Source organism: Gemmatimonadota bacterium, from assembly GCA_026706345.1.
GTDB lineage: Bacteria > JAAXHH01 > JAAXHH01 > JAAXHH01 > JAAXHH01 > JAAXHH01.
This window is the reverse complement of record JAPOYX010000064.1, coordinates 1-12460: the sequence shown is the minus strand read 5'-3', so window position 1 is coordinate 12460 and position 12460 is coordinate 1. Positions and strand designations below refer to the sequence as shown.

Annotated in this window: 9 protein-coding genes; all 9 read left to right on the top strand. The window is 62.1% G+C overall.

The annotated features are described in order from the left end of the window. The first annotated feature begins 50 nt into the window (after window positions 1–50). The 9 genes from OXG98_05460 to OXG98_05420 all read left to right on the top strand — a co-directional run bounded on the left by OXG98_05460 (window position 51) and on the right by OXG98_05420 (window position 12301). Window positions 51–572, top strand: a complete 522-nt coding sequence (locus OXG98_05460; protein ID MCY3771449.1) for a DUF177 domain-containing protein — start codon at window positions 51–53, stop codon at window positions 570–572. Window positions 573–575: 3 nt separating this feature from the next. Next, window positions 576–758: a 50S ribosomal protein L32 gene (gene rpmF, locus OXG98_05455; GenBank protein MCY3771448.1), complete on the top strand. Its 183-nt coding sequence runs from the start codon at window positions 576–578 to the stop codon at window positions 756–758. A gap of 41 nt (window positions 759–799) precedes the next feature. Next, window positions 800–1732: an ACP S-malonyltransferase gene (gene fabD, locus OXG98_05450; GenBank protein MCY3771447.1), complete on the top strand. Its 933-nt coding sequence runs from the start codon at window positions 800–802 to the stop codon at window positions 1730–1732. 81 nt (window positions 1733–1813) lie between these two features. After that, a complete protein-coding gene (gene fabG / locus OXG98_05445) occupies window positions 1814–2557 on the top strand; it encodes a 3-oxoacyl-[acyl-carrier-protein] reductase (GenBank protein ID MCY3771446.1) in 744 nt (247 codons plus the stop codon). Window positions 2558–2764: 207 nt separating this feature from the next. Further along, window positions 2765–2995, top strand: a complete 231-nt coding sequence (gene acpP / locus OXG98_05440) for an acyl carrier protein (protein ID MCY3771445.1) — start codon at window positions 2765–2767, stop codon at window positions 2993–2995. Window positions 2996–3067: 72 nt separating this feature from the next. Continuing rightward, window positions 3068–4309: a beta-ketoacyl-ACP synthase II gene (fabF, locus tag OXG98_05435; protein ID MCY3771444.1), complete on the top strand. Its 1242-nt coding sequence runs from the start codon at window positions 3068–3070 to the stop codon at window positions 4307–4309. 39 nt (window positions 4310–4348) lie between these two features. Continuing rightward, window positions 4349–5176, top strand: coding sequence for a ribonuclease III (gene rnc, locus OXG98_05430; GenBank protein ID MCY3771443.1), 828 nt, complete (start codon window positions 4349–4351; stop codon window positions 5174–5176). Beyond that, window positions 5173–6000: a biotin/lipoate A/B protein ligase family protein gene (locus OXG98_05425; GenBank protein MCY3771442.1), complete on the top strand. Its 828-nt coding sequence runs from the start codon at window positions 5173–5175 to the stop codon at window positions 5998–6000. Before rnc ends, OXG98_05425 begins: the two co-directional genes overlap by 4 nt. Beyond that, window positions 5990–12301, top strand: a complete 6312-nt coding sequence (locus OXG98_05420) for an SDR family NAD(P)-dependent oxidoreductase (GenBank protein MCY3771441.1) — start codon at window positions 5990–5992, stop codon at window positions 12299–12301. Before OXG98_05425 ends, OXG98_05420 begins: the two co-directional genes overlap by 11 nt. Window positions 12302–12460 lie beyond the last annotated feature (159 nt).

Below are 12460 nucleotides of genomic sequence, written 5' to 3'. Positions count from 1 at the left end.
GGGATATGCGTGTAAAGTCTGGTCTTGGCAATACTGAACAAGCAGTCGATATGCGAATCGCGATTGAGCATTTGGCCGAAGGTTTACATCCCATCCACCTAGAAGACACGCCCGCCGCCGATTTTCTTCCGGACGAGGATTGCCGTTTCGCTTCACCTGTCAAGGTGGACGGCACCCTCACGGTCTCCGAGAATTCGCTGGTGCTGCAGGCTGATATAGCGGTCGCCATGACCTTTTCCTGCGGCAGATGCCTCGAAGACGTGGAGGAACATATCAGCGGCGAAATCGCGACCTACTACGAGAAGACCGACCGCGCCATACCGGAGGGCGAGGAGCTGACCGAAGCCGACGACGTGGAAATCCTGGACTACGGCGCGAAGACGATAGACCTGAGTCGGCGCATCGCGGAACTCGTCAACCTGAATATCCCCATGAAACCCCTGTGCAGCGAAGATTGCAGGGGGCTCTGTCCGGAATGCGGGCGGAACCTCAACGAGGGCGCCTGCGGTTGTGGTACGCGGCAGGTGGACCCGCGCTGGCACACACTGAAAACGTTGTTGAAGGAGGAATAAGACATGGCCCTGCCCAAGCGACGCCAATCCCGGGCACGGAGTCGTAAGCGCCGGACGCACTGGGTACTTTCGATGCCGGCGCTGGTGGACTGCGACCACTGCGGGGAGAAGAAACGCGCGCACCGCGTCTGCCCCCATTGCGGATACTACCAGGGAAGGGAAGTACAGGAAGTCGAAGCAATTTAGGTTCGGCGCGCTAATCCATGACCCAAGCCAGGATCGCTTTCTTGTTTCCAGGGCAGGCTTCCCAGTACGTGGGCATGGGCCGGGACCTGCACGACCGGTATCCGCAGGTACGGGAACTGTACCGGCAGGCCCGTGAGATCACCGGTGCCGATATCGCCGGGATCTCCTTTAAAGGCCCCGCCGAGACCCTGAAGCAAACGAATTACACGCAGTTGGCCATCCTGGTGCACAGCGCGGCGGTGGCATCCCTGCTGAGCGAACAGGGGATCCGTCCGGATTATGTCGCCGGCCACAGCGTGGGGGAATACTCGGCGCTGGTCGCGGCGGGCTCACTTGCGTTCGAGGAATCGGTGCGCTTGGTCCGCCTGCGCGGCACCCTGATGCACGAGGCCGGACAAAGACAGCCAGGCACCATGGCGGCCGTGATCGGCCTTTCGCCGCAGGAAGTCGACGACGTCTGCCGGTCGGCGAGCAGGGAGGGCGAGCCCGTCCAGCCGGCCAACTACAACTCCCCGCTGCAGACGGTCATCGCCGGGGCCGTGCCGGCCGTAGAACGGGCCATGGAAGCCGCTCGGGATGCGGGGGCCAGGAGGGTTGTGCCCCTCGAGGTAAGCGGGGCGTTCCACTCCGAACTCATGGAGCATGCCCGGCAGGGCCTGGCGGAGGCGATCGGAAAAGCCGTCATCACCCGCGCCGACACGCCGCTGGTGGCCAATGTAACCGCCCGGGCCGTGACGGAACCGGAAGATATCCGCCGCCTGTTGATCGAGCAGTTGACCCGGCCGGTACGCTGGGTGGAATCCATGCAGACCCTGGCCGGCCACGGGGTGGACACCGTAGTGGAGGCGGGACCGGGCAGCGTACTCACGGGACTCATGAAAAGGATGCACCGCGGCGTCGGCATCTTGAATGCGGATAAGCTCGAGGACGTGTCTGCCGTAGTCGAAACCCTCGGCCAGCCCGTGGTGGAATAGTAACCGAAACGCTCGGCCAACCCGTGGTGGAACGGTAATGAAAACACTTAAAAAAGCACATGTTCACGGGGATCTTCAGTTTTGCGTGGCTTGAAGGGCAAAGTTGCCGTCGTAACGGGCGGCGCCCAGGGGATCGGTTCCGCCGTCGCCGAACGATTCGCCGCGGAAGGCGCCCGGGTGGTCATTACGAGCCGCGACGGGACGAAGGCCGAGGAAGCCGCTGAGGCATTGAAGCAAAAAGGGGGCGACGCAAGGGGGCTGTCCGTACGCATCGACGACCGGGACAGCGTGAAAGACCTGGTCGACAGTGTGGTTGAAGCATACGGATCTATCGACGTCCTGGTAAACAACGCGGCTACGGTCCGGGATACGCTCCTGATGCGCATGAAACAGGCTGACTGGGACGAGGTCGTGCACGTCAACCTGGGCAGCGTGTTTATCTGCACCCAGGCCGTCATCCGGCCAATGATGCGACAGCGGAGCGGCAGGATCATCAATATGACCTCGATCGTCGGCCTCTCGGGGAACGCGGGACAGGCCAACTACGCCGCCTCCAAGGCCGGGATTGTCGGCTTCACCAAATCGGTGGCGAAAGAGGTCGGCAGCCGGGGAATCACGGTCAACGCGATCGCCCCGGGGTATATCGAAACCGCCATGACGGCGTCGCTTCCCGAGGCCGTGCGGACCGCGTTCCTGGACGCCACACCGCTTTCCCGGGCCGGACAACCCGACGACGTAGCCGGCATCGCGGCATTCCTGGCGTCCGACGACGCCGCCTTCATAACGGGCCAGGTGATGCGCGTCGACGGCGGCATGGGCATGTGAGCGGATGCCATCTGTCGCGGACGGGCCGAGCGCCGCATGGTTCGCGGAAGCCGGTCTGTTTCAGGCGGATCGCGCGCCGCATGGTTCGCGGAAGCCGGTCTGTTTCAGGCGGATCGCGCGCCGTATGATTTGCATCAATGGAAGAAACAAATCTCATCTTAGCATGTGAACGAAGAGCCAACAATTCATCCGTACAGGAGGAAAACGATGGAAGATCGCGTAAAGGAGATCATCGCCGAGCAGCTTGGCGTGGACGGTGACCAGGTTACCGACAATGCCTCGTTTACAGACGACCTGGGCGCCGACTCGCTCGATACGGTCGAGCTCGTCATGGCCCTCGAGGAAGAATTCGATCTCGAGATTCCCGACGAGGACGCCGAGAAGATCGTCACGGTAGGTGACGCGATCAAGTATCTCCAGGCCAATATAGACGGCTGAATCAACTCAAGTCCGGTCCGTGATCCCAGGCAGTCCGGGGGATGCGGCCGGTTGATTTCGGGAGATATCGGCGTGGCAGAGCGCGTTGTCGTTACCGGTATGGGTGTCCTGAGTCCCGTGGGGCTCACGCTCGATACCTACTGGAAGGCCCTTTGCGACGGCCAAAGCGGCGTTGGGCCCATCACCAAGTTCGATGTGAGCGCATTTCCAGCGCAGATCGCGGCCGAGTTGAAGGATTTCAACGCGGCGGACTATATCGATCGGAAGGAAGTGCGGCGCATGGACGACAACGTCCAGTACGCGGTGATCGCGGCGCAGATGGCGATCGACGACTCGAGGCTGGATCTCGACAGCGTAGACCGGGAACGCATCGGGGTGGTCATGGGCACGGGCGTCGGCGGGATCTGGACTTTCGAAAACCAGCATACGAACCTGGTGAACAAGGGTCCAGGCCGGGTGAGTCCCTTTTTCATTCCGATGATGATCGCGGATATGGCCCCCGGTCACATCTCGATGATTCATGGTCTGAAGGGCCCCAACTACACCACGGTATCGGCCTGTTCGAGTGGCGCACACGGGATAGGCGACGCCTTCCGGATCCTGCAGCACGGGGACGCGGACGTCATGGTCACCGGCGGGACGGAGGCCAGCATCTCCCCCATGGCCGTGGCCGGGTTCAGCAACATGCGCGCTCTTTCCCTCCGAAACGACGAGCCGGAGCGGGCAAGCCGGCCCTTTGACGCCGAACGGGACGGATTCGTCCTGGGCGAGGGAGCGGGCATGGTCGTCCTTGAGACCCTGCCGCACGCACTGCAGCGCAACGCGACGATCTATGCCGAACTGGCGGGGTACGCGGCGACGGCTGATGCTTTTCATATCACCCAGCCCCATGAATCGGGCGAAGGCGCGGAGCGGTCCATGAGACTGGCGCTGCAGAACGCCGGGTTGGCCGTGGACGAGATCGATTACATCAACGCCCACGGCACATCCACCCCCTTTAACGACCGCATCGAAACCCTCGCGATCAAGAAGGTCTTCGGAGATCACGCGAAACATCTCGCCATCAGCTCGACCAAGTCACTTGTCGGCCATCTCCTCGGGGCTTCAGGAGGGGTGGAGTTCATCGCGACCTCGCTGTCCGTCTCCCGCGATTTCGTCCATCCTACCATCAACTACGAGGTACCCGATCCCGATTGCGACCTGGACTACGTCCCCAACACCGGCAGGGAGCGGGAAGTACGGGCGGCTTTGACCAATTCATTCGGATTCGGTGGGCATAACGTAACTCTCGTGGTAAAGAAGTACACGGCGTAACGTCCTCCGAAACGCCTCTAACGTGTTCCGGGGATTACCGTGTCGAAACGGCATTCCATTCTGCAAAAGCTGGGGCGCGCGGCCGCGGTCCTGTTTTCGGGCCTGAAACGCGGCGTGTCCGGCCATGCCGCGAACCGAACGGCCATCGAACGGGAAAACGCCCGCCAAGTACAGAAGTATCTCAACTACCGTTTCAAAAACACCGATTATCTCATTACGGCGCTGAAGCACCGTTCCTACGTGTATTCCCGGGAACAGTCGGGCGTTCACTCCAACGAACGGCTGGAGTTCCTCGGTGACGCGGTGCTGGACCTCGTCGTGGGCGAGTTCATCTTCAACACATATCCCCGGCGCCGCGAGGGACAACTGACGCAGCTCCGTTCCACGCTGGTCAACCGGAAGGCCCTCGCGCGTCAGGCCCGGGCCATGAAACTTGGCCGGTACGTGCTGCTGAGCCCCAGCGAAGCCCGTTCCGGCGGCCGGTTTCGCCATTCGATCCTGTCAGACGCCTACGAGTCCATCATCGGTGCCATGTACCTGGACGGCGGGCTCCAGCCGGTCAGGCGCTTCCTGCATCGGACCCTGCTCCAGGATCTGGGCGAAGAGCGCCCAGCCAGTGTCGATCACTCCCGGAACTACAAGAGCGCGCTCCTGGAATACACGCAGGGCGAAGGCATAGGCCAGCCGGAATACCGGGTCGACTCCGCCGTCGGACCCGACCACGAGAAGGTCTTCACCATCGAGGTCTATGTATCCGGGAATCCGGTCAGCAAGGGCACGGGCACCAGCAAGAAGAACGCGGAGCAGGACGCCGCGCGACAGGCCGTCGAGCAGCTGCAGGCCGCCCGGAACAGCGACAGGCCATGATTCGCATACTCACCACGCCCGGATGTTCCGCCGCCTGGAACATGGCTGTCGACGAAGCCCTGTTCAACGCGGGCGGGCGGGATCCGGGGATAATAACCCTGCGCATCTATTCCTGGACTCCTCCGGCCGTATCCCTTGGATACGGCCAGGACGTGGAGGACGAGATCGATCCCGGGCAGTGCGACGGGCACGGCATCGAACTGGTCCGGCGGATCACCGGAGGGCGCGCGGTGCTGCACGACCAGGAATTGACCTACAGCCTGGTGGTGCGGGAGTCCCACCCCGCACTGGGCGGCTCGTCCGGGGTGATGATCCGTAGGGTGGGCGAGGCGCTGATTGGGACGTTGCGGCAATTCGGAATCCCGGGTGAACTGGCACCGGACGGACATTGCGGTATGGGTGGCAAAAACGATGTATGTTTCACAGCTACCGGGAGATACGAGATCACGGTTCGAGGAAAGAAACTGGCCGGAAACGCCCAGCGCCGATCGGGAGGGCGGGTACTGCAACACGGATCCATCCTCCTGGGACCGGGGCACAGAAGGCTTCCCCTGTTGATGCCTGGCCACGCTCACGCACGCCGGGACGCCATCGCCCGGCTGCTGAACGAACGGACCACCTCCGTATCCGAGTTGATTCCCCGTGTGCCATCCTTCAAGGAATGGGCCGACCGCCTGTCCAGGTCGTTTCTCGATCACCTGAATCTGGAAGGCCGAATGGACGTGCTGAACGCTGAAGAGCGGCGCATGGCCGAGTCATTGGTCCGCACCCGATACGGAAACGCCGACTGGATCTACCGAAGGACGCTCCGCCATGTCGGTTGAACCCGTTGCGATCACCGGAATCGCCTGCCGGTTTCCCGGGGGGATATCGACGCCCCAATCCTTCTGGGAATTCGTCCTGAACGGCGGAGACGCGATACGCGCCGTGCCGGATGAGCGAAAAGCGCTGTGGGGATACTGGCCGGGCGGGGGGGACTATCCAGCCTGTGGCGGATTCGTCGACGAAATCGACCGGTTCGACGCGGGGTTCTTCAACATCTCGCCCCGGGAAGCCCGTCACATCGATCCCCAGCAGCGCATCCTGCTCGAACTCGCCTGGGAAGCGCTGGAAGACGCGCGGGTACCCCCGGCCAGGCTGGAAGGCCGGACCGTCGGGGTGTACGTGGGGATCTTCCTGGACGAATACTGGGACCTGCAGCGGTACGCGGCGCCTTCGTCGGTCGGCATGCATACCAACACGGGCGGCACGCTGAGTATCGCGGCCAACCGGATCTCCTACTTCCTGGATTTGCAGGGGCCGAGCATCGCCGTGGATACGGCCTGCTCTTCGTCCCTGACCGCCCTGCACCTGGCCTGCCGCGATATCCAAGAAGGAACCTGTACCGCGGCGCTCGCGGGAGGCGCCAATCTACTGCTGACGCCGCAGACGACCCGCGGATTTCAACAGGCGCAGATGCTGTCGCCGGATGGGCGCTGCAGAGCCTTCGCCCGGGGGGCGGACGGTTACGGGCGCAGCGACGGCGCCGGCCTGGTCGTGCTGAAACCCCTGGCCACGGCGATGGAGGACGGCGATGCGATCTACGCGGTCATTCACGGCTCCGCGATCAACCAGGACGGGCGCAGCCGGGGCCTGACTGTCCCGGGGCAAAACGCGCAGGAAACCGTCATCGAGGCGGCCGCCCGGGCAGGGGGCGTAAGCGCCGCTCAACTGGCCTTCGTGGAGACCCATGGCACGGGAACGCCCACGGGCGATCCCATTGAAGCGCTGGCCATCGGACGCGCCACGGGATCCACCGGGTGCCTGATCGGTTCGGTGAAGACCAATATCGGACACACCGAGGCGGCGGCCGGGGTCGCCGGCGTCATCAAGACGGCGTTGTCGCTCAAGCACGGCATCCTGCCGCCCTCACTGCATTTCGATCGTCCGAATCCCGATATCCCCTTTGAAGAGCTGGGGTTAAGGGTGGTGACCGAACCGGAGAACCTCTCTGGTCCCTCCTATGCCGGCGTAAACTCCTTCGGATTCGGCGGTGCCAACGCCCACGTCGTGCTCGGATCTCCGCCGGTCATGGAACGTCCAGAAGAATCTTTAAAAACGCAACCGGCACGCGAACTGCAAACGACAGAAACGGACGATTCCCGTCGCCAGCCGGTTCTGAAGGCTCCCCGGCTTCTGGTGCTGTCAGCGCACAGCACCGCAGCACTGAAGGAAAAGGCATCGGATACGGCATTCCTGCTCCGGAACCACCCCGATACGCCGCCCGGCGATCTCGCGGCCACACTCGCCCTGCACCGATCCCACCTCGACCACCGCCTGACGCTGGTGTTCGAGGAGTCCGGAGAAGCCGTCAGGAACCTCGAGGAGTTCTGCGGCGGCGGTATCCCGGATCGTTTCGAAACCGGACGCACCGGAGCCCATGCGACATCCGCCGTGTTTGTCTTCACCGGGATGGGCCCCCAGTGGTACGGCATGGGCGAGGCGCTCTACGATGCGGCGTCCCCGTTCCGCGATGCGATGGACGAGTTCGACCACCTGTTCGCGGCGATTTCGGGCAGGTCCTTGCTCGAAATGATGCGGACTGGGACGAACGGTGAGCGCATGGCTGACGTCGCGGTCGCCCAGCCCGCCAACATGGCACTGCAGTGGGCGTTGGCGGCCCTGTGGCGGTCCCTGGGCGTCGAGCCGCGGTTCGTCGTGGGTCACAGCGTCGGGGAAATCGCGGGAGCCTGCGTCACGGGCGCAATTTCGCTGGAAGAGGGCGTTCGCATCATTTATCAGCGCAGCAGGCTGCAGAAAGAGATACAGGGAAGGGGTGAGATGCTGGCGGTGGGCGTGTCGCCCGAAGAGGCGAACGAACTCATCGAACCCTACGGCGACAGCGTGTCCATCGCCGCGGTCAACAGTCCGGTATCCGTGACCATATCGGGGGAGGTAGCGGATATCGACCGGTTGCAGGCCGCGATCGAAGATCGACGGCTCTTCTGTCAGAAGCTACACACTGAGATCGCCTATCACAGCGGGCAAATGGACGGGATTCACGACGATTTCCTGGCATCCCTGAATGGTTTGTCCCCCTCGAGAACCCGCGTACCCCTGTTGTCGACGGTCACGGGTGCGCGGGCAGACGGAATGGAACTCGACGCGGACCACTGGTGGCGGAACATCCGGAGTCCCGTCCTGTTCGACCGGATATTCGAAGAGATTCCAGGTGACGGGGAGGTGCTTTACATTCAGATCGGCCCTCATCCGGTGCTTTCCACCGCCATTTACGAGAACCTGGCTCAACGCAACCGGCCGGGCCACGCGCTCGCCACGCTGCGGCGTGATCACGGAGCGTGGGACGTCCTGCTCGAATCCGTGGCTAAATGCTATGTACACGGACACGATATCAACTGCGAGCATCTGGCGGATCCACCTCGCACGTTCATACAGTTGCCGCCATACCCCTGGCAGAAAGAACGGTACTGGCTGGACGGAATGGGCCAACAACCAGGCAGCCAATACCCGCACCCGTTGATTGGACCCGGTGTCGAATCTTCCGTGGATCCCGATTTGCGGGTATGGGAACGGGCGATCAGCCTGGAATCTCATTCGATCCTGACGGACCACACGGTGCTGGACCGGTCGATCATGCCGCTTGCGGGGCAGATCGAAATGCTCTTCGAGACGCTCGACGAGGCGGATGTTCCCGCCGCTTTCACCGATCTGGAACTCCTGCATCCTCTGTTGTTGCCCGAAACCGGTGCGCACCTCGTCCAGGTAGTGCGTGGGCAGAACCGGTATACCCTGTCCTCCAAACCGGAATCAAAAGAGCCGGCTTCGAGTTGGCTGGCGAACATGCGAACCGAAAGGTCCCGGGCGGATGTTCTAGCCGAGAACATCGACCTGGGTGCGGTCAGATCCCGTTGCGACCGCCGGATCACGCGCCGCCGATTCTACGAACGTGCCGCCGAATTGGGGTTTGCGTACGGCACCGCCTTCCGCCAAGTCGACGATGTCGTGTACTCCGATCGGGAAGCACTGGCCTTTCTGACGTCCCGGGATGAAGGGCACGGGCCCTACCGCCTGCATCCCGGTGTCCTGGATGCCGGTCTGCAGGCCCTGTTGATGCTCGTGCCGAATGACGGCCCACATCTGCCAGTCAGCGTGAAAACCCTTGTGCTGCAGAGACTTCCAGAACAGGATGAAGTCCTGGTTGCCTACGCGAGACTGCGAGAGACGTCGACAGAAGGCGGCCTGCTGGCCGACGTGTACCTCGTAGATGAAAACGGCCGGCCCGCGGTGATCCTGGAAGGAGTAGATCTGTCCCGGGCAAGCGGTTCGGGAAGCCGTCGCAACGTCGGCAACAACCCGCACGGACTGTACCGCGAGGAGTGGGTGGCCGACAACCGCTGGGCGGAGCACCCGCCGACCGATCACGAGGCACACCCGCCGACCGATCACATCGCCCACTGGTTCGTACTCTCGGACGACCATGGACTCGGAAGCAAACTGGCCGACGCCCTGTCACGCCCCGGCGTGAAGAGTAAATTCATTGGTACGTCTGGCGATTGTCAGGTAAACTCGATCGCCACACTTGCCGATAAGCTGGGATCGGTGGAATGCGAAACCGGAAGCTACATTGGTCTGGCAGGTATCTGGACGGAAAGCAAAAATCGGCAGTCCGGCCGGCATACCGATCCCGTCCTGGAATCCTTTAAACTGGTCCGTACGGTGCTGGACAACCCGGATCTCTCATGCCGCCTGCGGCTGATCACGGCGGGCGCGCAGTCCGTGATAGAAGGTGACGGAGCATCGCCGGAACACGCGGCGATCTGGGGCTGCGGTCGGGTCGCCATGCGCGAACACCCCGAGTTGAGCTGCAAACTGATCGACCTTCCGTCCGGGGCCGGCGAGACTGGTGGGATCGATGTGGAGCATCTCGCGGAGATCGTGGGCACGGACATGTTGTCCGGTGAAATAGCACTGCGGGGGTTTGATGTTTTCACCCGCCGTCTCGTTCCCTTCGATCCGGGGTGGAGCGAAGCAAAAACCGTACCCGTAACCTCTTGTTCAAAAACAAGTTACGTACTATCACAGTCCACATCCGGCTCAATCGACGATCTCCATTTCGAAACGAAACCGGAATCCTGCCCCGGACCGGACGAGGTGGTCATTCGCCTGCAGGCCACCGCATTGAATTTCCGGGACGTGCTGACCGCCCTCGGCATGCTAAAGGTACCATCACGGCAGCCACCGACGTTCGGATGGGAATGTGTTGGTGAAGTGGTCGCATGCGGCGACCGGGCAGACTCCGTGGAAGTCGGCGACGTGGTCATGGGGATGATGCCTGCGACCATGGCTGGACATGTGACCGCGAAAGCCAGTCTGGTCGCGCGAAAACCGGATCGCCTGAGCATTGAGGAGGCAGCCACGCTGCCCGTAGCCTTTCTGACGGCATACCTGGGTCTGGTGGTACGCGGCGGGATATCCGCCGGTGACCGCGTTCTCGTACACAACGCCACCGGCGGGGTGGGACTGGCCGCCCTTCAGATCGCCCGTCAGGCGGAAGCCGAGGTGTTCGCTACGGCCGGATCCCCGGAAAAACGTGCCTTTTTGAAGGAGTTGGGCATTTCCCATGTAATGGATTCCCGATCGCTGGATTTCGCCGAAGAGATCATGGACAGGACGGACGGGAAGGGCATGGATATCGTGCTAAATACGCTCACCGGGCCGGCCATGCGGGCTTCCCTTTCCGTGCTGGCTCCCCACGGGCGTTTCATCGAGATAGGCAAAACCGATGCGCTGAACCACGGATCTATCGACCTCAACCAGTTCGACCACAACCGGTCCTACCATCCCATCGATCTCGCGCAGTTCATCGAGGAACGGCCCGATCACGCGGGTGCCCTGCTGCGAACGATCATCGAAATGGCCTCGGATGGAAGAGTGCGTCCCCTGCCGTATCAGACCTTCCCGATGGAACGGGCGCGGGACGCCTTCCGGCTCATGTCACAGGCCCGGCACACGGGCAAGCTGGTACTCGTGGATGACGGAGCGCCAATTCCGGTGAACCTGACCGATAACGACCCGGTCATACGCCAGGGCGGGACCTACCTCGTCACGGGCGGCACGGGCGGAGTCGGACGTTTCCTGACCGGCTGGCTACTCGACCGGGGAGCCGGCCTGGTGGTGGTAACGGGTCGAAGGCCAATCGAGGAAGCGGCACCAGAAGCCGATCCCGCCGGCAAAGTGAAGTATGTTCAGGCCGACGTGACCGATCGAGAGGCGATGGAGCGCCTCATGTCGGTTCTGGAAGGCGGGAGCGGACCGGTCAGGGGCGTTTTCCATGCGGCCGGTGTGCTGGACGACGGCATTTTGCTGACCCAATCAGAGGAGCGGTTCCGCCGGGTACTCGAGCCCAAGACGACAGGTGCCTGGCTGCTGCACGAATTGACCAAGGATCTCGAACTGGACTTCTTCGTCCTTTTTTCCTCGGCAGCATCTCTGGTGGGCACCGCGGGGCAGGCGTCCTACGCCGCCGCAAACGCCTATCTGGACGGCCTGGCGGACCTCAGGCGTCAGGAGCGCCTGCCGGTTACGACGATCAACTGGGGCCCGTGGGAAGATACGGGCATGACGGTCGACGAACGCGCCGCCGACCGGCTCAGGCGGCAGGGACTGCGACAGATCCCGCGCGATGAGGCTGGCGCGTTGCTAGACCGGATTTTGCGTCGTGATGTCCACAGAATCGGTGTGGTTCCAACTAGGGGACCTGAGGGAGATTCCATTCTGGCCCGGTTCCTGCCTTCGGATGATCGCACTGGGCAGACCCCTCGATCGATTGCACCCCTTTCTAAAGGCGACTTAAGCGCTCTGTCCGCTGATAAAACTCGTGCCTACATCGAAGAATTCGTGACCGATGCAATCAGTCGAATCGTAGAAGTGGACCGCAGGAGCGTGGAGCGAGAACAGACCTGGCGCAGCCTGGGGGTGGATTCCCTCATGGCTGTGGAATTGAGGAACCGAATCGAGGCGGGATTACACGTGTCGGTTCCGGTAGAGACTCTGCAGTCGGAGACGGCCATCAGCCATACGATCGAGATGTTGGTAGAGGGGTTGAAAGCCGAAAGCCGTCCGTAACCTCATATACAAAACTATCTAACTTTCAATCGTTTACACATTCCGTTAGTACAGGTACGATATGCGGAAACAACATGATCAATTGGCTTGAAACACACCATTGAGGGAATTGCTGATTATTGTCTAACGTAAAATCGTACCTTAAGTTTCTTGGAAGCC

Coding starts and splice junctions, on each gene's coding strand:
- OXG98_05460 (MCY3771449.1), top strand. CDS start 51: ATGCGAATCGCGATTGAGCATTTGGCCGAAGGTTTACATCCCATCCAC.
- rpmF (MCY3771448.1), top strand. CDS start 576: ATGGCCCTGCCCAAGCGACGCCAATCCCGGGCACGGAGTCGTAAGCGC.
- acpP (MCY3771445.1), top strand. CDS start 2,765: ATGGAAGATCGCGTAAAGGAGATCATCGCCGAGCAGCTTGGCGTGGAC.
- OXG98_05425 (MCY3771442.1), top strand. CDS start 5,173: ATGATTCGCATACTCACCACGCCCGGATGTTCCGCCGCCTGGAACATG.
- OXG98_05420 (MCY3771441.1), top strand. CDS start 5,990: ATGTCGGTTGAACCCGTTGCGATCACCGGAATCGCCTGCCGGTTTCCC.